This window comes from Roseixanthobacter pseudopolyaromaticivorans, from assembly GCF_043195145.2.
In the GTDB taxonomy this organism is placed as follows: domain Bacteria; phylum Pseudomonadota; class Alphaproteobacteria; order Rhizobiales; family Xanthobacteraceae; genus NCEH01.
Window position 1 is genome coordinate 2,623,533 of record NZ_CM195539.1, and the last position, 21,139, is coordinate 2,644,671.

At 67.7% G+C, this 21,139-nt stretch carries 17 protein-coding genes; 15 read left to right on the forward strand and 2 right to left on the reverse strand.

What is annotated here, in order from left to right:
* Positions 1 to 168: 168 nt before the first annotated feature.
* The 6 genes from V5F68_RS12630 (at position 169) to V5F68_RS12655 (ending at position 10,266) form a co-directional block, all read left to right on the forward strand.
* Positions 169 to 1,701, forward strand: a complete 1,533-nt coding sequence (locus V5F68_RS12630) for an acyl-CoA carboxylase subunit beta (protein WP_394015055.1) — start codon at positions 169 to 171, stop codon at positions 1,699 to 1,701.
* Positions 1,702 to 1,857: 156 nt separating this feature from the next.
* Positions 1,858 to 3,885 carry an acetyl-CoA carboxylase biotin carboxylase subunit gene (locus V5F68_RS12635; protein ID WP_394015056.1) on the forward strand — a complete coding sequence of 676 codons (2,028 nt, stop codon included), beginning with the start codon at positions 1,858 to 1,860 and terminating at the stop codon, positions 3,883 to 3,885.
* A gap of 124 nt (positions 3,886 to 4,009) precedes the next feature.
* Positions 4,010 to 5,275 (forward strand): class I SAM-dependent methyltransferase, encoded by a 1,266-nt coding sequence (locus V5F68_RS12640; protein ID WP_394015057.1) that lies wholly within the window; start codon positions 4,010 to 4,012, stop codon positions 5,273 to 5,275.
* A complete protein-coding gene (locus V5F68_RS12645) occupies positions 5,272 to 7,107 on the forward strand; it encodes a methylmalonyl-CoA mutase family protein (RefSeq protein ID WP_394015058.1) in 1,836 nt (611 codons plus the stop codon). Before V5F68_RS12640 ends, V5F68_RS12645 begins: the two co-directional genes overlap by 4 nt.
* A 76-nt stretch (positions 7,108 to 7,183) precedes the next feature.
* The gene (gene scpA, locus V5F68_RS12650; protein ID WP_394015059.1) at positions 7,184 to 9,340 is read left to right on the forward strand and encodes a methylmalonyl-CoA mutase; all 2,157 of its coding nucleotides are present in this window, start codon (positions 7,184 to 7,186) and stop codon (positions 9,338 to 9,340) included.
* A gap of 35 nt (positions 9,341 to 9,375) precedes the next feature.
* Positions 9,376 to 10,266 carry an MBL fold metallo-hydrolase gene (locus V5F68_RS12655; protein WP_394015060.1) on the forward strand — a complete coding sequence of 297 codons (891 nt, stop codon included), beginning with the start codon at positions 9,376 to 9,378 and terminating at the stop codon, positions 10,264 to 10,266.
* Between the two features lie 15 nt (positions 10,267 to 10,281).
* Here V5F68_RS12655 and rnhB read toward each other — a convergent pair whose 3' ends face one another.
* Positions 10,282 to 10,980: a ribonuclease HII gene (gene rnhB, locus V5F68_RS12660; RefSeq protein ID WP_394015061.1), complete on the reverse strand. Its 699-nt coding sequence runs from the start codon at positions 10,978 to 10,980 to the stop codon at positions 10,282 to 10,284.
* 433 nt (positions 10,981 to 11,413) lie between these two features.
* On the opposite strand from rnhB, the gene ypfJ reads away from it, so the two are divergent.
* On the forward strand, positions 11,414 to 12,307 hold the full coding sequence (gene ypfJ / locus V5F68_RS12665; RefSeq protein ID WP_394015062.1) for a KPN_02809 family neutral zinc metallopeptidase: 894 nt from the start codon (positions 11,414 to 11,416) through the stop codon (positions 12,305 to 12,307).
* Complete coding sequence (gene moaB, locus V5F68_RS12670; RefSeq protein WP_394015063.1) at positions 12,307 to 12,870, forward strand: molybdenum cofactor biosynthesis protein B; 564 nt, start codon at positions 12,307 to 12,309, stop codon at positions 12,868 to 12,870. Before ypfJ ends, moaB begins: the two co-directional genes overlap by 1 nt.
* 320 nt (positions 12,871 to 13,190) lie before the next feature.
* On the opposite strand, the gene V5F68_RS12675 is transcribed toward moaB, so the two are convergent.
* Positions 13,191 to 13,961, reverse strand: a complete 771-nt coding sequence (locus V5F68_RS12675) for an HXXEE domain-containing protein (RefSeq protein ID WP_394015064.1) — start codon at positions 13,959 to 13,961, stop codon at positions 13,191 to 13,193.
* Positions 13,962 to 14,046: 85 nt separating this feature from the next.
* Between V5F68_RS12675 and V5F68_RS12680 the strand changes: the two genes are divergently transcribed.
* The 7 genes from V5F68_RS12680 (at position 14,047) to V5F68_RS12710 (ending at position 21,127) form a co-directional block, all read left to right on the forward strand.
* On the forward strand, positions 14,047 to 15,663 hold the full coding sequence (locus V5F68_RS12680) for an isovaleryl-CoA dehydrogenase (RefSeq protein WP_394015065.1): 1,617 nt from the start codon (positions 14,047 to 14,049) through the stop codon (positions 15,661 to 15,663).
* Between the two features lie 183 nt (positions 15,664 to 15,846).
* Entirely contained in the window at positions 15,847 to 16,128 is a 282-nt protein-coding gene (locus V5F68_RS12685) for an acyl carrier protein (RefSeq protein WP_348844761.1), read from the forward strand.
* Between the two features lie 15 nt (positions 16,129 to 16,143).
* On the forward strand, positions 16,144 to 16,617 hold the full coding sequence (locus V5F68_RS12690; RefSeq protein WP_394015066.1) for a 3-hydroxyacyl-ACP dehydratase FabZ family protein: 474 nt from the start codon (positions 16,144 to 16,146) through the stop codon (positions 16,615 to 16,617).
* Positions 16,610 to 17,806 (forward strand): beta-ketoacyl-ACP synthase, encoded by a 1,197-nt coding sequence (locus tag V5F68_RS12695; RefSeq protein ID WP_394015067.1) that lies wholly within the window; start codon positions 16,610 to 16,612, stop codon positions 17,804 to 17,806. Before V5F68_RS12690 ends, V5F68_RS12695 begins: the two co-directional genes overlap by 8 nt.
* Positions 17,807 to 18,001: 195 nt before the next feature.
* Complete coding sequence (locus V5F68_RS12700) at positions 18,002 to 19,285, forward strand: beta-ketoacyl-ACP synthase (protein ID WP_394015068.1); 1,284 nt, start codon at positions 18,002 to 18,004, stop codon at positions 19,283 to 19,285.
* Positions 19,286 to 19,325: 40 nt separating this feature from the next.
* Positions 19,326 to 20,090, forward strand: a complete 765-nt coding sequence (locus V5F68_RS12705; RefSeq protein ID WP_394015069.1) for an SDR family oxidoreductase — start codon at positions 19,326 to 19,328, stop codon at positions 20,088 to 20,090.
* 14 nt (positions 20,091 to 20,104) lie between these two features.
* Entirely contained in the window at positions 20,105 to 21,127 is a 1,023-nt protein-coding gene (locus V5F68_RS12710; RefSeq protein ID WP_394015070.1) for a zinc-binding dehydrogenase, read from the forward strand.
* Positions 21,128 to 21,139 lie beyond the last annotated feature (12 nt).

The window sequence follows — 21,139 nt, forward strand, 5'->3', positions numbered from 1 at the left end:
TTTTTTACATATTCAACTTTCTCACCGCATTTGCTAGCGCAACGGCCTTGGGCCGCATTTCGCCCGGCGCAGAGGGATGTGAACCCTTTCCCTCGGGCGTTCGGCACCATTAGACTGGTTGCAAGAAACCGGTACGAGACTGGGCAATCCGGCAGGGGACTTGGGCGCATGAAGGAAATTCTGGAAGAGCTTGAGAGCCGGCGCGGCGTTGCACGCCTGGGTGGTGGCGAAAAGCGCATCGAGGCGCAGCACGCCCGTGGCAAGCTGACCGCCCGCGAGCGCATCGAGCTTCTGCTGGATCGCGGCTCGTTCGAGGAGTTCGACACCTTCGTGCAGCATCGCTGCATCGATTTCGGCATGGAAAACCAGAAGATCCCCGGCGACGGCGTGGTCACCGGCTGGGGCACGGTGAACGGCCGCAAGGTGTTCGTCTTCGCCAAGGACTTCACCGTGTTCGGCGGCTCGCTGTCTGAGGAGCATGCCCGCAAGATCACCAAGATCCAGGACATGGCGCTGAAGACCCGCGCGCCCATCATCGGCCTGTTCGATGCCGGCGGCGCGCGCATCCAGGAAGGCGTCGCGGCACTCGGCGGCTATGGCGAGGTGTTCAAGCGCAATGTCACCGCCTCCGGCGTGATCCCGCAGATCTCGCTGATCATGGGCCCCTGCGCCGGCGGCGACGTCTATTCCCCCGCCATGACCGACTTCATCTTCATGGTGCGCGACACGAGCTATATGTTCGTCACCGGCCCGGACGTGGTGAAGACCGTCACCAACGAGACCGTGACCGCCGAGGAATTGGGCGGCGCCAAGGTGCACACCTCCAAGTCCTCGGTCGCCGACGGCGCCTATGAGAACGACGTGGAGATGCTGCTGCAGACCCGCCGCCTCATCGACTTCCTGCCCGCCAACAATTCAGCCGGCGTGCCGGAATGGCCCTCCTTCGACGATCCGCTGCGGATCGACGAGAGCCTCGACACGCTGATCCCGGACAATCCCAACAAGCCCTACGACATCAAGGAACTGATCCTGAAGACCGTCGACGAGGCGGACTTCTTCGAGATCCAGGCGGCCTACGCGAAGAACATCGTCACCGGCTTCGGCCGCATCGAGGGGCGCACGGTGGGCTTCGTCGCCAACCAGCCCATGGTGCTGGCCGGCGTGCTGGATGCCGACGCCTCCCGCAAGGCGGCGCGCTTCGTGCGCTTCTGCGATGCGTTCGAGATCCCCATCGTCACCTTCGTGGACGTGCCGGGCTTCTTGCCGGGCACCGCGCAGGAATATGGCGGCCTCATCAAGCACGGCGCGAAATTGCTGTTCGCCTATTCCCAGGCGACCGTGCCGCTGGTCACGCTCATCACCCGCAAGGCGTTCGGCGGCGCCTATGACGTGATGGCCTCCAAGCATGTGGGCGGCGACGTGAACTATGCCTGGCCGACCGCGCAGATCGCGGTGATGGGCGCCAAGGGGGCGGTGGAGATCATCTTCCGCGCCGACATGGGCGACCCGGACAAGATCGCGGCGCAGACCAAGAATTACGAGCAGCGCTTCCTCTCGCCGTTCGTAGCGGCGGAGCGCGGCTATATCGACGAAGTCATCATGCCGCATTCGACCCGCCGGCGCATCGCCCGCGCGCTCGCCATGCTGCGCTCCAAGCAGGTGGAACAGCCCGCCCGCAAGCACGACAACCTGCCTCTTTAAAGGCCCCCTCCCAACCCTCCCCCGCACGCGGGAGAGGGCTTTTCCGCTTCCTCGCACCCCGCCCCTCTTCCGCTTGCGAGGGAGGGCTGGAGAGGGGGAAGGCGGGAGGTGCAATCGAACGAACACGGGCGCCAAGCGCCGAGGGGATCAACCTAGATGTTCTCGAAAATCCTGATCGCAAACCGGGGTGAGATCGCCTGCCGCGTCATCAAGACGGCGCGCAAGATGGGCATCAAGACCGTGGCCGTCTATTCCGACGCCGACAAGGACGCGCTCCATGTGGAGATGGCGGACGAGGCGGTGCATATCGGCCCGCCGCAGGCCGCCCAATCCTATCTGATCATCGAAAAGATCATCGACGCCTGCAAGCAGACCGGCGCCGAGGCGGTGCATCCCGGCTACGGCTTCCTCTCCGAGCGCGCCGCCTTCCCGCGCGCGCTGGCCGAGGCCGGCATCGTCTTCATCGGCCCCAATCCGCACGCGATCGACGCCATGGGCGACAAGATCGAATCCAAGAAAGCGGCGGCGGCGGCGAATGTCTCCACCGTGCCGGGCTATCTCGGCGTGCTGGAGGACGGCACCCAGGCCGCCAAGATCGCCGACGAGATCGGCTATCCGGTGATGATCAAGGCCTCCGCCGGCGGCGGCGGCAAGGGCATGCGCATCGCCTATTCCCGCGAGGAAGTGCAGGACGGCTTCGACCGCGCCAAGAGCGAGGCGAAGTCCTCGTTCGGCGACGACCGCGTGTTCGTGGAAAAGTTCATCGTCGATCCGCGCCACATCGAGATCCAGGTGCTGGGCGACAAGCACGGCAACGTGGTCTATCTGGGCGAGCGCGAATGCTCGATCCAGCGCCGCAACCAGAAGGTCGTGGAGGAGGCCCCCTCCCCGCTGCTGGACGAGGAAACCCGCAAGAAGATGGGCGAGCAGGCGGTCGCGCTCGCCAAGGCGGTCGGCTACGACAGCGCCGGCACGGTGGAGTTCGTCGCCGGCCAGGACAAGAGCTTCTACTTCCTGGAAATGAACACCCGCCTCCAGGTGGAGCACCCCGTCACCGAGCTGATCACAGGCATCGACCTCGTCGAGCAGATGATCCGCGTCGCCGCCGGCGAGCCGCTCACCTTTTCCCAGGCGGATGTGAAGCTGAACGGCTGGGCGGTGGAAAGCCGCGTGTACGCGGAAGATCCCTACCGCTCCTTCCTGCCCTCCACCGGCCGCCTGGTGCGCTATCGCCCGCCGGCGGAAGGCGTGCACAACGGCATCACCGTGCGCAACGACACGGGCGTCTATGAGGGCGGGGAAATCTCGCTGTTCTACGATCCCATGATCGCCAAGCTGGTGACCCATGCGCCGACCCGCGCCGAGGCCATCGAAGCGCAGGCGGACGCGCTCGACGCCTTCGCCATCGACGGCATCGGCCACAACATTCCCTTCCTCTCCGCGCTCATGGCCCATGAGCGCTGGAAGGACGGCCGGCTCTCCACCGGCTTCATCGCCGAGGAATATCCCGACGGCTTCCACGCCCGCGCGGCGGTGGGCGAGCTGGCCCATGTGCTGGCGGCGGTGGCGGCGGCCATCGACCATGTGCAGAACGACCGCAAGCGTCGGATCTCGGGCCAGATGTCGGGCATCCCGGTCACGTTCGACCGCCGCCGCATCGTGCGCCTGAACGGCCAGGGCGGCGTGCAGCTGCTGCCGTGCGAGATCGACGTGACGCCCGGCGGCTTCACGGTGCACATGCTCACCTGGAAGGGCGAGACCATCCATTCCCACCAGCTCGCCACAAGTTGGAAGCCGGGCGACGTGGTGTGGAGCGGCACGGTGGACGGGGCGAAGGCCTCGCTCCAGGTGCGCTCGATCCCGAACGGCGTCTCGCTCGCCTATAAGGGCGTCGCGGTGCAGGCGCAGGTCTATACCGAGCGCGAGGCCGCGCTCGCGACCCTGATGCCGGAAAAGACGGCGGCCGGCGGCGGCAAGGAATTGCTCTGCCCCATGCCCGGCCTCGTGGTCTCCATCGCCGTGGTGCCGGGCCAGGACGTGAAGGCCGGCGAAGCGCTGGCCGTGGTCGAGGCCATGAAGATGGAAAACGTGCTCCGCGCCGAGCGCGATGGCATCATCAAGGTGGTCCATGCCAAGCCGGGCGAAAGCCTGGCGGTGGACGCGGTGATCCTGGAATTCGCCTGATGAAGGGGCGCGCCATTTCCTCTCCCGTCCGCGAGGCTGGCGCGCCTGCGTTCTCCCCGTCCCCGGCCTTCGCCCGCACGCGGGAGAGGGCGCGGGGGAGACCCGGCCAAAGAGGACCCCTCTGATGCGTCTGCTCTCGCACCTGCTGAAGCGTTTCGTCGAGAAGGGCCAGCTCACGGTCATCACCGTGGACGGCGTGCGACACGTGTTCGGCAGCGGCGTGGGTGGACCGTGCGTCACCGTGCGCATGCACGACAAGAAGCTGGAGCGCGACCTGTTCTTCAACCCGGAGCTGGTCGCCGCCGAAGCCTATATGGACGGCCGCCTCACCTTCGAGGACGGGGCGGGCGTGTTCGACCTGCTCAATCTGTTCTCGGTGAACCGCAAGGGGCTCGGCAGCCACCCGGTGCAGCAGGCGCTGCGCAAGGGCTGGCGCGCGCTGCGCCGGTTCCATCAGGCGAACCCAGTCGCCAAGGCGAAGGAGAACGCCTCCAGCCATTACGACCATCCGGCCGAATTCTACCGGCTGTGGCTGGACGAGACCATGGCCTATAGCTGCGCCTATTTCTCCGAGCCGGACGAGCCGCTGGCGGATGCCCAGCGCAACAAGTTCCGCCATGTGGCGGCGAAGCTGAAGCTCACCCCCGGCATGCGGGTGGCGGAGATCGGCTCGGGCTGGGGCGGGCTCTCCATCTATCTCGCCAAGAATTGCGGCGTGCACGTCACCGCGATCAACGTCTCGCCCGAGCAACTCGCGGAATCGCGCCGGCTCGCCGAGGCGGCGGGCGTCGCCGATCAGATCGATTTTCGCGAGATGGATTATCGCGACCTGAAGGGCCCGTTCGACCGCGTGGTCTCCATCGGCATGATGGAACATGTGGGCGTCCATCATTTCGACGCTTATTTCACCACCATCCGCGATTTGCTGGGCCCCGGCGGGTTCGCTTTGGTGCACGCCATCGGCCGCATGTCGCCGCCGGGCACGACCGCGCCCTTCATCCGCAAATACATCTTCCCCGGCGGCTATGTGCCGGCGCTGTCGGAAGTGTTCGCCTCCACCGAGCGTACCCATCTGTGGGTCGCCGACATGGAGGTGCTGCGGCTGCATTATTACTGGACCATCCGCGCCTGGCGGCACAGGTTCGAGGCGCGCCATTCCGAGGTGGAGGCGATGATGGGCGCCCGCTTCACCCGCATGTGGGAATTCTATCTCGCGGCCGTGGAGCTGGGCTTCCTGCACGGCTCCAACATGGTGTTCCAGCTGCTGCTGTCCGACCGGCGCGACGACGTGCCGGTGCGGCGCGATTACATGTTCACGGGGGAAGAGGCCCTGGCCGCGCAGGAACTGCGCCTGCCGCCCTCCCCTTCCAGCCAGGAGTTTGCGCAATGACCGAGGGTTCCGGCACCTTGCCGTTCACGACCGATCTGCCCCCCGTGACGCGCGAGGACTGGCTGAAGCTGGTGGAAGGCGTGCTGAAGGGCGCGCCCTATGACAAGAAACTCGTCACCCGCACCTATGAGGGGCTCTCGCTCGATCCGCTGCCGCCGCGCAAGCGCGATGCCGCCCCCATCGCCGGGCGCCCGGCCGGCGCGCCCTGGATCATCAGCGCGCGCGTCGATCAGGCGGACAAGGACGCCGCCAACACGCAGGCGCTGGAAGACCTCGACGGCGGCGCCTCGGGCCTCACCCTCGTCTATGCCTCCTCACCCCATGCCCATGGCTTCGGCCTGCCGGACGGCGAGGTGCTAGACCGGGTGTTGGACGAGGTAATGCTCGACCTCATCGACACCCGCCTGGAAAGCGGCGGCTTCAAGGGTCGCGAGAATGCCCTCGCCTTGGCGAAGCTGGTGCAGGATCGCGGCCACAGCCCGGCGGATCTCTCGGTCTCGTTCGGCCTCGATCCCATCGGCGATCTCGCGGCGGCGGGCTCAGCGCCCATGCCCTGGGCCAATCTCTCCCAGCGCTTTTCCGAGACCGCCGGCATTCTGGCCGGCAAGGGCTTCAAGGCCCGCTTCGCCCGTGCCGACGGCGCCGTGCATCACGCGGCCGGCGCCTCGGATGCGCAGGAGCTCGCGGCAGTGCTCGCCACCGGCGTCGCCTATCTGCGGGCGCTGGAAGCGGCGGGCGTATCGCTGGAGGCCGCCTTCGGCCAGATCGAGCTGGCGCTGACCGCCGACGTGAACCAGATCGCCACCATCGCCAAGTTCCGCGCGCTCCGCCTGCTCTGGGCCGCCGTGCAGCGCGAGAGCGGCGTCGCCGCGACTCCCGCCCACGTGCACGCCACCACCGCATGGCGCTCGCTGACGCGCCGCGACCCTTATGTGAACCTGCTGCGCGGCACGGTCGCCGCCTTCTCCGCCGGCGTCGGAGGGGCGGATAGCGTGACCGTGCTGCCCTTCACCCAGGCGCTCGGCCTGCCGGATGCGTTCGCGCGCCGCCTCGCCCGCAACACGCAATTGGTGCTTCTGGAGGAATCCAATCTGCACCGCGTCGCCGATCCCTCCGCCGGCGCCGGCGCCATGGAGGCCCAGACCGAAGGGCTCGCCGCCGCCGCCTGGCAGATCTTCCGAACCATCGAGGGCAAGGGCGGCATGGCGCAGGCGCTGACCTCCGGCTGGTGGCAGCAGCAGGTGGCCGAGGTGCGCGCCCGCCGCGCGAAGGATGTGGCGACCCGCAAGGAGCCCATCACCGGCACCTCCGAATTCCCGCTGCTGGGGCAGGCCATGCCGGCGTTGCTCGCGCCCATTCCCACGCTCCCGGTGCCGCCGGTGGAGGGAGCGCTGGCGCCCCACCGCCTCGCCGAGCCGTTCGAGGCGCTGCGCGATGCCGCCGAGGCCGAGGCGCCGCGCGCCTTCCTCGCCACCCTCGGCCCCATCGCCGCCTTCACGGCCCGCGCGACTTATGCCCGCAACCTGTTCGAGGCCGGCGGCATCGCCGCGCCGGTGCCGGAAGGCTTCGCCACGCTGGCGGATCTCATCGCGGCGTTCGCCGTCTCCGGCGCGCGCATCGCCTGCCTGTGCTCTTCCGACGAGATTTATGCCGAGCAGGCGGAAGCGGCGGCCCGCGCGCTGAAGGCCGCCGGCGCGAAAGCGGTGTGGCTCGCCGGCCGGCCGGGCGAGCATGAGGCGGCCTGGCGCGCCGCCGGAGTGGACGGCTTCCTGTTCGCCGGCTGCGACGTGCTGGATGTGCTCGGCAGCGCCCAGCAGCAATTGAGTGCCTGAACTGGTGAGTGCCTGAAAGACTTGCGTCACCCAGCGCTTGCTCGCGCGGTGCGCCGAACTGAGTTAGGATGAGATCATGAGCCGCTTGCCCGCCTTCGCCGATATCGATTGGCGCGCGCCGGACCTGGCGCCCCCATCGGCCAAGTTCGCACCCTGGGTGACGCCCGAGGGGATCGCGGTGAAGCCGCTGTACGGCCCGGCGGACGTGGCGGGGCTCGATTTCATCGACACCTATCCGGGCATCGCGCCGTTCCTGCGCGGCCCCTACCCCACCATGTATGCGAACCAGCCCTGGACCATCCGGCAATATGCCGGGTTCTCCACGGCGGAGGATTCCAACGCCTTCTACCGCCGCAATCTCGCCGCCGGGCAGAAGGGGCTTTCGGTCGCGTTCGATCTCGCCACCCATCGCGGCTATGACAGCGACCATCCCCGCGTCGCCGGCGACGTGGGCATGGCCGGGGTGGCCATCGACAGCATTTACGACATGCGCACGCTGTTCTCCGGCATTCCTCTGGACCAGATGAGCGTGTCCATGACCATGAACGGCGCGGTGCTGCCGATCCTGGCGCTGTTCATCGTGGCGGGCGAGGAGCAGGGCGTGCCCCACGCCAAGCTCTCTGGCACAATCCAGAACGACATCCTCAAAGAATTCATGGTGCGGAACACCTATATCTATCCGCCCCTGCCCTCCATGCGCATCATCTCGGATATTTTCTCCTACACCTCCAAGGAGATGCCGCGCTTCAACTCGATTTCCATTTCCGGCTACCACATGCAGGAAGCCGGGGCGACGCAGGATCTCGAACTCGCCTATACGCTGGCGGACGGCGTCGAATACGGCCGCGCGGGTGCCGCCGCCGGCTTGCCCATCGACGTGTTCGCGCCGCGCCTCAGCTTCTTCTGGGCCATCGGCATGAATTTCTTCATGGAGGTGGCGAAGCTGCGCGCCGCCCGCCTCCTGTGGACCCGCCTGATGACCGACCTCGGGGCGAAGAACCCTAAGTCCCTGCCGCTGCGCACCCATTCCCAGACCTCGGGCTGGAGCCTCACGGCGCAGGACGTGTTCAACAATGTGATGCGCACGGCCGTGGAAGCCATGGCGGCCACCCAGGGCCACACCCAGTCGCTGCACACCAATGCGCTGGACGAAGCGCTCGCGCTGCCGACCGACTTTTCCGCCCGCATCGCCCGCAACACGCAGATTCTGCTGCAGCAGGAGAGCGGCACCACGCGCCAGATCGACCCCTGGGGCGGCTCCTTCTTCGTGGAGCGCCTCACCGCGGACCTTGCCGCCAAGGCCTGGGCCCATATCCAGGAAGTGGAAGCGCTCGGCGGCATGGCGAAGGCGATCGAAGCGGGCATTCCCAAGCTGCGCATCGAGGAGGCCGCCGCCACCACGCAAGCCCGCATCGACGGCGGGGCGCAGACCGTGGTGGGCGTCAATAAGTACAAGCCGCTCACCGAAGCGCAGATCGACGTGCTGAAGGTGGACAATTCCGCCGTGCGCGCCGCGCAGATCGAAAAGCTCAAGCGCCTGCGCGCCGAGCGCAGCGATGCCGAGGTGGAAAGCGCGCTCACCGCCCTCACCAATGGCGCGAGCGCGGGCGCGAACCTGCTGGAACTCGCCGTCAACGCCGCCCGCGCCAAGGCGACCGTGGGCGAAATCTCTGACGCGCTGGAGAAGGTGTTCGGCCGCCATCGCGCCGAGATCCGCGCCATTTCCGGCGTCTATAAGCGAGAGGCCGGCGCCATGACGGACAAGGTGGGCAAGGTGCAGCGCCAGGTGGAAGAGTTCGAGCATGCCGAAGGCCGCCGGCCGCGCATCCTGGTGGCCAAGGTGGGCCAGGACGGGCACGACCGCGGGCAGAAGGTGATCGCCTCCGCCTTCGCCGACCTCGGCTTCGACGTGGACATCGGCCCCCTGTTCGCCACCCCGGAAGAGGCGGCGCGGCAGGCGGTGGAGAACGACGTCCATGTGGTTGGCATCTCTTCCCTCGCCGCCGGCCATCTCACCCTTGTCCCGGCGCTGAAGAAGGCGCTGGAGGCGGAAGGGCGCGGCGACATCATGGTGGTGGTGGGCGGCGTGGTTCCGCCGCAGGATTATGACGATCTGCGCGCAGCCGGGGCGGAAGCCATCTTCCCGCCCGGCACCGTGATCGCGGATGCCGCGCGCGACCTGCTGGTGACGCTGTCCCAGCGGCTCGGCCATTCCAAGGCGGCGGCCGAATAGCCGCCCGCCCTTTTCCTATCGCCGAGGAGCGCGCAATGCCGGACTATGGTTCGACCATGGAGGTGCTGCATCTGGCGCCCCATCTGCTCGGCTTCTATGACGGCCGCATTCCCGGCGTGCGCCTCTACAGCGAAAAGCCGAATTGGCTCGACGACGGCGCCTTCGCCCTCGGCATCTGCACTTATGCGGTGGTGGATGGGGCGGAGGCCCTCGTCTACGACCCGCACATCTCTTTGCCCCACGCCCGCATCATCCGCCGCACGCTGGAGGAGATGGGCGTCAAACACATGCGCCTCGTGCTCTCCCATTGGCACGACGACCATGTGGCCGGCACCGAGGTGTTTGCCGATTGCGAGATCATCGCCAATCGGGACACGGCCGAGATCCTCGCGGCCCACAAGGATGCGCTTGAAAGCGGCGATCCGCCCATCAAGCCGCTGATCCTCCCGAACAGCCTGTTTTCCGGCACGCTCGACCTCAGGGTCGGCCAGATCCCGGTGCAATTGCGCCAGCTCGACATCCACAGCCGTGACGGCACGGTGGCGCTTTTGCCCGGTGGCGTGCTGCTGGCGGGCGATACGCTGGAAGACCCGATCACCTATGTGGCCGAAGAAGACCGGCTGGCGATCCACCTGCGCGACCTCGACCGCATGGCGCAATGGGATATCTCCACCATCCTGCCCAATCACGGCTCCAAGGCGCAGATCCTCGCGGGCGGCTACCCGCCGGCCTTCATCGCTGCGACCCGGCTCTATGTTGAAAAGCTGCTGCGGCTGGAGCGCGAGCCCGCGCTGGCCGCGCAGGACCTTTCCACCTTCGCCGCCGAGGCGCTGGCGACCGGAGCGGTCAGCTATTTCGAGCCTTACGAGGCGGTGCACCGCCACAATGTAGAAAAGGTGCTCGGCGTCGTGGGGCAAGCCGCCTGAAGCGCAGACGCCCCGCTATTCCGCCGCGACCAACTCTTCGGCCTCCGCCTCGGGGGCGGGCGCGCCGAACAGAAGCAATTGCTGCTCGCGCACCGGGGTGAAGGATTGGCGATGATGCCGGCAGGGGCCGTGGGCGCGCAGCGCATCCCCGTGCTCGCGGGTGCCATAGCCCATGTGCCGCTCGAACCCATAGGCGGGAAACGCCGCGCCGAGGCCGCACATCAGACGGTCCCGCGTGACCTTGGCGACGATGGAAGCGGCCGCGATGGAGGCGATGAGCCCGTCGCCGCCGACGATCATTTCCACCGTGCAGGATAAGGGCGGGCGATCGTTTCCATCGACAAAGACCAGCGCCGGCGCGCACGGCAGGCCGCGCACGGCATTGGCGAGCGCCCACAAGGTGGCCTGGCGGATATTGTCCCGGTCGATGCGTCCTGGCGGCGCGAGGCACACCGAAACCTCCGCCGTGGCGCAGATCTCAGCGAACAGGCGCTCGCGTACGTCGCGCCTCAGCTTCTTGGAATCGTTGAGCCCCACGGGGATTCGCTTGGGGTCCAGCACCACGGCGGCGGCAACCACCGGCCCGGCGAGCGGGCCACGCCCGGCCTCGTCCGCCCCGGCGATGGGCCGGGCGCCGGCTTTATAGGCGGCGCGCTCGCGCTTGAAATCCAGGCCGAGCTTGGCTTTCGCGGAGCGGGCCTCGATGGCGGCCATGGCGTGAACTCTCTTCCCCGAGCGTGCGATTCGTCTTCTCCGACGATGCGCGAGGGTGGCGCCGCCGCCCGTCGAACGCAAGGGTGCGCCGGGTGCGAGACCAGGGCCGCCCAACGCCCCTCGCGCGGCCTTCACACACCTCTTCTCCCCGCCGTTTCGATCGCCCCTCACCCCACCTCCCCGACGCAGAGAGGGGGTTAGGAGCCTCCGGCGGCGGCACCAAAAACTTTCCCCAAGGAAAATTTAACGCCGATCGAGGCGCAGTGTCGCGGCGGCCAGCGGGACGCGATGGCCCGCGCGAACGAGGATTTCGCCGCAAAGCTGTGCTTTATGATGAAGCGCGGCGGACCCTTGCGCCCCTCCTTGCGTTGTCCGCGCAGCGGGAGCGAACGCCAAGGTTCGCAATGAATGCCGGTGGGCAGGAGGCTTGAGCATGCGGTGGGACGACTTCCGGTCCAGCGGCAATGTGGAGGACCGGCGCGGCGAAGGCGGCGGCGGCGGGTTCCAGATGCCGGGCGGGCGCGGTGGCCTCGGCATCGGCACCATACTTATCGTCGGTGTGGTGGGCTGGGCCCTCGGCATCAATCCGCTCGTGCTGCTCAGCGGGCTGGAGGCGATCCAGGGCGGCGGCAGCCCCTCCCAGCAGAGCGCCCCGTCCCAGACGACGCGGCAAGGCCCGCCGACCGACGAGCTCGGCCGCTTCGCCGCCGCCGTGCTGGCGCAGACCGAGGATGTGTGGACCGATTTGTTCCGCGCCCAGGGTCGCACCTATGTGGACCCGAAGATGGTGCTGTTCACGGGCCAGACCCGCTCCGGCTGCGGCGGCGCCTCGGCCGAGATGGGGCCGTTCTATTGCCCGACCGACCAGAAGGTCTATCTCGACCTCTCCTTCTTCCAGGAGCTGAAGACGCGGTTCAAGGCGCCGGGCGATTTCGCCGCCGCTTATGTGATCGCCCACGAGGTGGGCCACCACGTGCAGAACCTCACGGGGATCCTGCCGAAGATCCAGGCCGCGCAGCGCAACGCCGGCACCAAGCGGGAGGCGAACGCGCTTTCCGTGCGGGCCGAACTGATGGCCGATTGCCTCGCCGGCGTGTGGGCCTATCACGCCAACGAACGCTTCCGCATCCTGGAGCCGGGCGACGTGGAAGAGGCGCTCGCCGCCGCCACCGCCATTGGCGACGACCGCCTGCAGCGCCAGTCGCAGGGCGTGGTGGTGCCGGACAGTTTCACCCACGGCTCCTCGCAGCAGAGGGTGACGTGGTTCACGCGCGGGCTTAAGAGCGGCTCCATGCAGCAATGCAACACCTTGCAGGGAGCCATCTGATGCCGGGCATCGATGCCGCGCGCACCTTCGTGCCGCTGAAGATCGCCGTGCTGACCGTTTCCGACACCCGCGCCCTCGCCGACGACAAATCTGGCGCCGTGCTGGCCGAGCGCATCGAGACCGCAGGCCACGTGCTGGCGGACCGCAAGATCGTGCCGGACGATGTGGCGGAAATCCGCGCCGTGGTTCAGGGCTGGATCGACGATCCCGCCGTCGACGCGGTCATCACCACCGGCGGCACCGGCTTCACCGGCCGCGACGTGACCCCGGAGGCGGTGGAGCCGCTGTTCGAGAAGCGCATGGAGGGCTTTTCCACCGTGTTCCACATGATCTCGTTCGCGAAGATCGGCACCTCCACCCTGCAGAGCCGCGCCACCGCCGGGGTCGCACGCTCCACCTACATCTTCTGCCTGCCCGGCTCCCCCGGCGCCTGCAAGGACGGGTGGGACGAGATCCTCGTCAACCAGTTGGACGTACGCTACCGCCCCTGCAACTTTGTGGAGATCCTGCCCCGGCTGGACGAGCATCTGCGGCGCGACAAGGCCAAGGGGGCGAGCGTCTAGGTCGAATCGACCGTCGGCGGCACGGGCGATCATCGGGGCGCAGGGGGGCGATTGTCGGGGCATGACGATCGTTCCCACCGGACAGGCCATGGATTTCGATCCGGGTGAGCGGCGCGCGAGTCGGAGCCCTCATACCCCTACTCCGACACCATCAAGGCGCCCGTGCGCGTCCACCGGCGTCGCGCCGAAATTCGGCGGGAAACTTCGGCCGAAATCGCGGTTTGGTCTGGTGGAAAGGCGCAGAGAGGCGCGGAGAGGTGCCTTCTCACCCCTGTTCGTCCGCGCTAAGCTATTGTTTCACGTGAAACATTTGCGCACTCTCAGGCCGCCGGAGCCGGTGGACGGCGGGGTTTGCGGGGCGCGCGCGCCGGTGCGGCCGGGGCCGGCGGCGGCGCGGCGGCGCGCCTGTAAAAGCCCGCCACCATGAGCGCGGCGGGGATCGCGGCGTTCAGCACCTGGATCACCACCAGCGGCAGCAACCCGATGAAATCCCGCAGATAAGCGAGCAGCGAACCCATCAGCACGGCGTGCACCAGCACGCCCGCGAGAACCACCAGCGTGATCGCCTTCGCCCCCGCCCCGTAGCGCCGCACTGCCACCGTGAGCGTCCACAGGCACAGCGGCAGAAACAGCACCACCGCGGTGAACAGGCCCGGATTGTAGCGGCGCTCGAGAATCGCCGGGACGATATGGGCGAAGGCATTCACCAGCGGCACGGCGAAAAAACTGAGCGCGATCAAGGGGAAGCGCCGCGCCACCAAGGCGCTGGCAAAGCCCGCGACCCAGACCGCCGAGACGTTGACCGCGGTGATGAAGGCCAGCGGCACCGGGCAGGAGATGGCATCGCCATAGCCGAGCGTCGCGCACAAGGCGCCGCGAAAGGCATAAGGCGCGCCCAAAAGGCTCACCCCATGCTCCTCGAACTGGTGCAGCAGATAGGCCGTCACCGCGAGCCAGGTCAGCCATTGCAGATCGAACCAGCGGGAGATCCGCCGGTCGGCCTGAAGACCGTCCGTGGCGGCGAGCAGAATCAGCAAGGCCCCGGCTGCGCCGAGGCCGATCCAGGGCCAGGTGGTTGCGAACAGGGGCATGGGCGGGCAGCTTAGCGAGCAGAAAAGACGTGTCCAGCCGAAGGCGCCGCAGCGCACCGGGACATGCCATCTGGGAGGGCGCGCCATGACCCGTTCCAACGCCGAAGAGGCCGTCTTCAACCAGCCGCCGCCGATCGCGGACATCAATCTGGTCGCCCGAGACACCCCGCTGCGCGAAGCCACGGGCCTCTCCGGTCAAGCGGCGGAGGATCTGGCGGCGTTCGGCGTGGAATGGGGGACGCAGGCGCGCCTGGACCTCGGCCGGCACGCGAACGAGAACCCGCCGCGCTTGCGCACCCACGATCCCCAGGGCCGGCGGCTCGATCTCGTGGAATTCCATCCCGCCTATCACGCCCTGATGGCGCACAGCCACGCGGCGGGTCTTGCAAGCTCCACCTGGACCGGGGGCAGCCACGTGGCGCGGGCGGCGCGCCTGTTCGCGATCGCGCAGGTGGAGGCCGGGCACGTCTGCCCGCTCACCATGACCCATGCCGCCCCGGCCGCGCTCGCCGCTGCGCCCGCGCTTCTGGCCGAGTGGCTGCCGCGCATCACGTCCGGCCCCTATGATTCGCGGTTCATTCCGTTCTGGGAGAAGAGCAGCGTCACCCTCGGCATGGGCATGACCGAGAAGCAGGGTGGCACCGACGTGCGCGCCAACATGACCCGCGCCGAGGCGATCGGCGGCGACGCCTATGAGATCACCGGCCACAAATGGTTCTTCTCGGCGCCCATGAGCGATGCCTTCCTGGTGCTGGCGCAGGCGACGGGCGGGCTGACGTGCTTCCTCGTGCCGCGCTTCCGTCCGGATGGCGGGGTGAACGCCCTGCATCTCCAACGGCTGAAGGACAAGCTCGGCAACCGCTCCAACGCCTCCTCGGAGGTGGAGTTCGCGCGTGCCTTCGCCTGGCGCGTCGGCGCGGAGGGGCGCGGCGTGCCGACCATCATCGAGATGGTGCAGTTAACGCGGCTGGATTGCGCCGTCTCGTCCGCGGGCCTCATGCGCATGGCCCTCGCCCTGGCGGTCCACCATGCCCGCCATCGCACGGTGTTCCAGAAGCGGCTGATCGACCAGCCGGCCATGACCGCCGTGCTGGCCGATCTCGCCTTGGAAAGCGAGGCGGCGACCGCCCTCGCGTTCCGCCTTGCGCAAAGCTTCGACCGGGCGAAGGACGACCCGCTGGAAGCCGCCCGCGCGCGCCTGCTGACGCCGGCGGTGAAATTCAGCGTCTGCAAGGCGGCGCCCGGCTTCATCTATGAGGCGATGGAGGCGCTCGGCGGCAATGCCTATGTGGAGGAAAGCCCCCTGCCGCGGCTCTATCGCGAGGCGCCGGTGAACGCCATTTGGGAAGGCTCGGGCAATGTCATGGCCCTCGATCTGCTGCGCGCGGCCGCCCGCGATCCTGCGGCGACCCGCGCCGTCATCTCGGCGTTGGCGCAGGAGGCGGGCGCGGTGCCCGGCGCCGCTGAGACGGCACGAGAGATCGCCGATGGCCTCGCGGCACAGGAATTGGAAAGCCGCGCCCGGCACATCACCGAGCGGCTCGCCGCCCTGGCGGCCGCGGCGGCGCTGGCCGCGTCCGCGCCCGGTTCGGTCGCCCATGCCTTTGGGACAAGCCGCCTGCTGCGTCCACGCGCCATGTTCGGCGCCAATTCCATCGCAGAACCCGCCCGGCTGCTGGATCGCGCCTTAACCGAAGCGTGACGTGAAACGGTATCGCACCGCCACCGCCGCGCGGTTCCCATTGAAACCTCAGGCCGCCTTCGCTATAGGGCACTTCGACTATCCGAGGGGCCGCAGAGGCCAAGCCTCGGCCGTGGCCGCTTTGTCTCGCCCGCAGCGAGCAGGTCGTGCCCCGAGCGGCCGAGCCATAACAGAGGCGCACTCATGTCTTCGACGTTCGATACCGTCGCCAATATCATCGCCGAGACGTGCGACATTCCGCGCGACACCATCACGCCGGAAAGCCATGCCATCGACGATCTGGGTATCGACAGCCTGGACTTCCTCGATATCGCCTTCGCCATCGACAAAGCGTTCGGCATCAAGCTTCCGCTGGAACAGTGGACGCAGGAAGTGAACGACGGCAAGGCTACCACCGAGCAGTATTTCGTGCTCAAGAACCTGTGCGCTCGCATCGACGATCTGGTCGCGGCGAAGACTGCCTGAGGCCGGACGGAGCGAATGCGTCCTGAAGTTTTCAAGATGGTGGACCGGGTCGTAGCCATCGATCCGGGCCTTGAGACCATTCATTGCGAAGGCCTTGTGCCGGAAGAAAGCTCCATCTTCGAGGGGCATTTTCCTGGCCATCCCCTGATGCCCGGTGTCCTGCTCATCGAGGCCATGGCTCAGACCACCGGCTGGCTGGTGCTCGCGCGCAATCGATTCGACAAGATGCCGTTTCTGGCCACCGTCAAGGAAGCCAAGCTGCGCACCTTCGTCGTGCCTGGGCAGAATCTCGACCTGTATTCCAAGATTCTGCACGAGGGCTCCGGCTTCGTGGTCGCACAGACCAAGTGCACTTGCGAGGGCAAGCCCATCTGCAACGCCGAGCTGGTGTTTCGCGTGCTCCCCTGGCCCGAAGGCCGAATGAAGGACGTGGTTCTCAAAGTGGCCGAGCGGGTGGAATTCCCGGTCACGGACTATGTCGATGCGTGAGCAGAGCCCGAGCGGCAAACGCGACGTCTGGATCACCGGAATCGGCCTCGTCTCCTCCTTGGGCGAGGGGCCCCAGGCCAATTGGCAGGCGCTGGCCGCCGGCACCGCGCCGGTGACCGATGCCGAGCGCTTCGCGCCTTATGTGGTCCATCCCCTGGTCAAGGTGAATTACGACAGCCAGATCCCCAAGAAGGGCGATCAGCGGCAGATGGAGCCGTGGCAGCGCATCGGCACCTATGCCGCCGGACTGGCGCTCGATAGCGCGGGCATCGCCAAGAATGCCGAGATCCTCGGCCAGACCGACATGATCGTGGCGGCCGGCGGCGGCGAGCGCGACTTCCTCGTCGATGCGGCGATTCTCAACGACATCCTGGCGACCAACGACGCCGGCCGGCTGCTGAACGAGCGCCTGCTCTCGGACCTGCGCCCGACCCTGTCGCTGGCGCAATTGTCCAACCTGCTGGCGGGCAACATCTCCATCGTGCACGGCGTCACTGGCTCCTCCCGCACGTTCATGGGCGAGGAAAGCGCGGGCGTGGATGCAACGCGCATCGCGTTTTCGCGCATCGCCGCGCGCCAGAGCGAGATCGCCTTGGTGGGCGGGGCCTACAATGCCGAGCGCGAGGACATGCTGCTCCTCTACGCGCTGAACGATTTCTGCATGAAGAACGGCTTCCGGCCGATCTTCGGCGCCGAGGGCGCGCCGGGCATTCCCTCCGGCTCCATGGGCGCCTTCCTGGTCCTGGAATCGCCCGAGCACGCCACCGCGCGTGGCGCCACGCCCATCGCACAGCTCTCCGGCGTCTGGTCCGAACGGGCGCGGCGCGACGAGCCCGGCAGCGTGACCGAGAAGGTCGAGGCCCTGCTGGCGAAGGCCGGCACGGCGCCTGGAACCGCCGTATTCTCCGGCGCTACCGGCGCGCGCGGCGCCACCGAGGCGGAAGCGGAAGCCCTGCGCGCGGTTGGTCTTCCGGTCCGTTCGCTCGCCAATCGCATCGGCCATGGGTTCGAGGCGCAGTTCGCCGCCGGCCTTGCCCTTGCCGCCCTGGCGGTGAATGAGGGCACGCTGTTTCCCGCATTGCCCGGCGATACGCTGGAAAACGGCAGCGGCGCCGTTTCCCGGGTGATCGTCACCGCCGTCGGCCATTGGCGCGGCGAAGGCGCGGGGCTGGTGGAACGGGTGGGTTGAGCCTTATATCTGGCACGTGAAGGCGGACGGGGAGAGGGACAGGCGAGGGGCGCGCCGGCATGTCCTTCGCTGTCCGCCGGATGCGGGGTGAGGCGCGACGTCCCCCCTCCCCGCCGCCCCGCCGCCATCCTCGCGATGCGGCACCAGGACGTTCGGACGGCCGCTCTCGTGCGTCGTCCTTAGGAGGAGGCGCCCGTGGCGCAGGCATATACGGATAAGTTCGGCCGCCCGATCGTGGTAGTGACCGGCATCGGCATCGTGACCTCGCTGGGCCAGGGCAAGGCGGACAATTGGCGCCGCCTGACCGCCGGAGAATCCGGCATCCACACCATCACCCGCTTCCCGCTTGAGGGGATGCGCACCACCATCGCCGGAACCGTGGACTTCCTGTTCGACGGCCGCGTGCCTGCCCCCGATCTCTCCCAGCGCCTCGCGACCCTCGCGGCGGAAGAAGCCATCGCGGAGGCCGGCATCGGCTCCAAGGGCAATTTCCCCGGCCCGCTGTTCGCCGCCGTGCCCCCGGTCGAGCTGGAATGGCCGGAAAAACGCGCGCTGGCGGAAGTCGTGCCCCATAAGCCCCTGGTCTATCACGATCTGCTGGATGCGGCCGAGACCGGGAAATTCTCGGCTTGGCATGAGCGCTTCCTGTTCGGCTCGGTGGCGGACCGGCTTGCCGACCATTTCGGCACCCAGGGCCAGCCGATCTCCCTCTCCACCGCCTGCGCGTCGGGCGGCACGGCGATCCAGCTCGGCGTCGAGGCGATCCGGCGCGGGGAATGCGATGTCGCCCTTTCGCTGGGCACCGACGGCTCGGTGCATCCCGAGGCGCTGATCCGCTTCTCCCTGCTCTCGGCGCTGACCACCGCCAACGAGAAGCCGGGCGAAGCCGCCCGTCCGTTCGCCAAGAATCGCGACGGCTTCGTGATGGCGGAAGGGGCCGCCGCCCTGGTGCTGGAAAGCCTGGAGCACGCCACCGCCCGTGGCGCCAAGATCCTCGGCGTGCTGGAAGGCTGCGGGGAGATGTCGGACAATTTCCACCGCACCCGCTCCAGCCCAGACGGCAAGCCGATCATCGGCTGCATGATGAACGCGCTCAAGGATGCGGGCATCACGCCAGGTGATGTGGATTACATCAACGCCCACGGCACCTCGACGCCCGAGAACGACAAGATGGAATATGTCGGCATGAAAGCCGTGTTCGGCGAGGAAGCGCTCGCGGGCATTCCGATCTCGTCGAACAAGTCGATGATCGGCCACACCCTGACCGCCGCCGGCGCCATCGAGGCGGCCTTCTCGCTGCTGACCATCGCCAACGGCCGCATTCCCCCAACCATCAATTACCACATCCCCGATCCGGCGATCCCGCTGGACGTGGTGCCCAACGTCGCCCGCGACGCCCAGGTGAACCGGGTCATCTCCAATTCCTTCGGCTTCGGTGGACAGAACGTGTGCCTGGTACTGACCGGGGAACCCGCGTGAGGCAGGCCGCCCCTGCCTCCCACGCCAAGGTCGTCCGCGCATGAGCTTGGACGAGCATAAGCGCGTGCTTGTCACCGGCGGCGGGCGCGGGCTTGGCTCCGCCATCGTGCGCGCCCTGGTCGCGTCTGGGCACGACGTCACGTTCACCTATCGCAGCGCCGCCTCCGAGGCGGACGCCCTGCTGGATGAGATCCGCGCGTTGGACCCAAAGGCCTCGGTCACCGCCAAGGCGGTGGACCTCGCCGACCGGGCCGCCGTCGAAGCCCTGGCGCAGGAGATCGAGGCGGACGAGGCCTATTACGGCTTCTGCCATAATGCCGGCGCCTCCTACGACACGCTCGCGGCCATGGTCGACCAGGACAAGGCCGAACAGGTGATGCAGGTCAATCACCACGCCTTCGTGCGTCTCACGCGCGCGCTGGTGCGCCCGATGATCCGCGCCCGTGTGGGCCGCATCGTCGCCATCGGCTCGGTGGCAGCCCTCCAGGCCAACCAGGGCAATGTCGCCTACGCCGCCTCCAAGGCCGCCCTGCTGGCCCATGTGAAGGGCTTGGCCGTGGAGAGCGCAAAGCGCGGCGTCACGGTGAATTATGTCGCCCCAGGATTCATCGATACCGCGATGCTGGCCAAATATGCCGACTACCGCGACCGCATGGCGGAACAGATCCCCGCCGGGCGTTTCGCACAGGTGGATGAGGTCGCCGCGTTGGTCGGGTTTCTCTTCTCGCCGGGAGCAAGCTATATCACCGGGGCCGTGATCCCGGTGGATGGGGGCCTCTCGGCCCAGCTTGCCGTCCATCGCTGACCTTCAGGACCAAAATGCGCGCCCTTCAGCTCGTCTCCGACCGTAATCTCCAGATTGTCGACATGCCCGAGCCGGATGCCCCCGGCGCGGGCGAAGTGCAGATCCGCGTCAAGGCGCTCGCCCTCAACCATATCGACGTGTGGGGCTGGCGCGGTATGGCGTTCGCCAAGCGCAAGATGCCGCTGGTGGTGGGCGCGGAAGCGGCCGGCGAAGTGGTGGCGCTGGGCGCCGATGTGCGCGGGCTGAAGGTGGGCCAGACGGTGGCCATGTACGGCGCCATGACCTGCGGCCATTGCAAGCAATGCCTGAAGGGTCGCGACAATCTGTGCGAGAGCGTCGGCGGCGTGCTGGGCTTCCACATCGACGGTTTCGCCCGCGACGTCATCAACATGCCCGAGCGGCTGGTGATTCCCGCCCCGGAGGGCGTCTCCTTCGAGGAGGCGGGCTGCGCCGGCATCACCTTCTCGACCGTCGAGCACATGCTGTTCGACAATGCCAAGCTGGAGCAGGGCGAGACTGTGCTGGTGCACGCCGGCGGCTCGGGCATCGGCTCCGCCGCGATCCGCCTGGCCAAGGATATCGGCGCCACCGTCATCACCACGGTCGGCGACGACGAGAAGATGGAAAAGGCCAAGGCGCTGGGCGCCGACCACGTGATCAATTACCGCGTCGACCGGTTCGAGCACGAGGTCCGCAAGATCACCAAGAAGGTTGGCGTGGACGTGGTGTTCGAGCATGTGGGCGCGGACACCTGGAACGGCTCGCTGCTCTCCATGAAGCCCGGCGCGCGGCTCGTGACCTGCGGCTCCACCTCGGGCGTGTCGGTGAACATGAACCTGATGCAGCTGTTCCAGCGCCAGTACAAGATCTTCGGCTCATTCGGCGCCACCATCCGCAACGTGGCGGACGGGCTGGAGAAAATGGGCCGGGGCGTGAAGCCGGTGATCGACACCGTGGTGCCGCTGGAACGCTTCAACGAGGGCCTGGAGCGCCTGGAAAGCCGCAAGGTGTTCGGCAAGATCATCGTTCGCTTCTGAACCACTGCCTTC

What these genes read in the sequence shown, in the direction of transcription:
- V5F68_RS12655 (WP_394015060.1), top strand. Translation starts at nt 9,376, where the DNA reads ATGCCGGACTATGGTTCGACCATGGAGGTGCTGCATCTGGCGCCCCAT.
- ypfJ (WP_394015062.1), top strand. Translation starts at nt 11,414, where the DNA reads ATGCGGTGGGACGACTTCCGGTCCAGCGGCAATGTGGAGGACCGGCGC.
- V5F68_RS12685 (WP_348844761.1), top strand. Translation starts at nt 15,847, where the DNA reads ATGTCTTCGACGTTCGATACCGTCGCCAATATCATCGCCGAGACGTGC.
- V5F68_RS12630 (WP_394015055.1), top strand. Translation starts at nt 169, where the DNA reads ATGAAGGAAATTCTGGAAGAGCTTGAGAGCCGGCGCGGCGTTGCACGC.
- V5F68_RS12695 (WP_394015067.1), top strand. Translation starts at nt 16,610, where the DNA reads ATGCGTGAGCAGAGCCCGAGCGGCAAACGCGACGTCTGGATCACCGGA.
- V5F68_RS12635 (WP_394015056.1), top strand. Translation starts at nt 1,858, where the DNA reads ATGTTCTCGAAAATCCTGATCGCAAACCGGGGTGAGATCGCCTGCCGC.
- V5F68_RS12675 (WP_394015064.1), bottom strand. Translation starts at nt 13,961, where the DNA reads ATGCCCCTGTTCGCAACCACCTGGCCCTGGATCGGCCTCGGCGCAGCC.
- rnhB (WP_394015061.1), bottom strand. Translation starts at nt 10,980, where the DNA reads ATGGCCGCCATCGAGGCCCGCTCCGCGAAAGCCAAGCTCGGCCTGGAT.
- V5F68_RS12710 (WP_394015070.1), top strand. Translation starts at nt 20,105, where the DNA reads ATGCGCGCCCTTCAGCTCGTCTCCGACCGTAATCTCCAGATTGTCGAC.
- V5F68_RS12690 (WP_394015066.1), top strand. Translation starts at nt 16,144, where the DNA reads ATGCGTCCTGAAGTTTTCAAGATGGTGGACCGGGTCGTAGCCATCGAT.
- V5F68_RS12640 (WP_394015057.1), top strand. Translation starts at nt 4,010, where the DNA reads ATGCGTCTGCTCTCGCACCTGCTGAAGCGTTTCGTCGAGAAGGGCCAG.
- V5F68_RS12645 (WP_394015058.1), top strand. Translation starts at nt 5,272, where the DNA reads ATGACCGAGGGTTCCGGCACCTTGCCGTTCACGACCGATCTGCCCCCC.
- moaB (WP_394015063.1), top strand. Translation starts at nt 12,307, where the DNA reads ATGCCGGGCATCGATGCCGCGCGCACCTTCGTGCCGCTGAAGATCGCC.
- V5F68_RS12680 (WP_394015065.1), top strand. Translation starts at nt 14,047, where the DNA reads ATGACCCGTTCCAACGCCGAAGAGGCCGTCTTCAACCAGCCGCCGCCG.
- V5F68_RS12705 (WP_394015069.1), top strand. Translation starts at nt 19,326, where the DNA reads ATGAGCTTGGACGAGCATAAGCGCGTGCTTGTCACCGGCGGCGGGCGC.
- scpA (WP_394015059.1), top strand. Translation starts at nt 7,184, where the DNA reads ATGAGCCGCTTGCCCGCCTTCGCCGATATCGATTGGCGCGCGCCGGAC.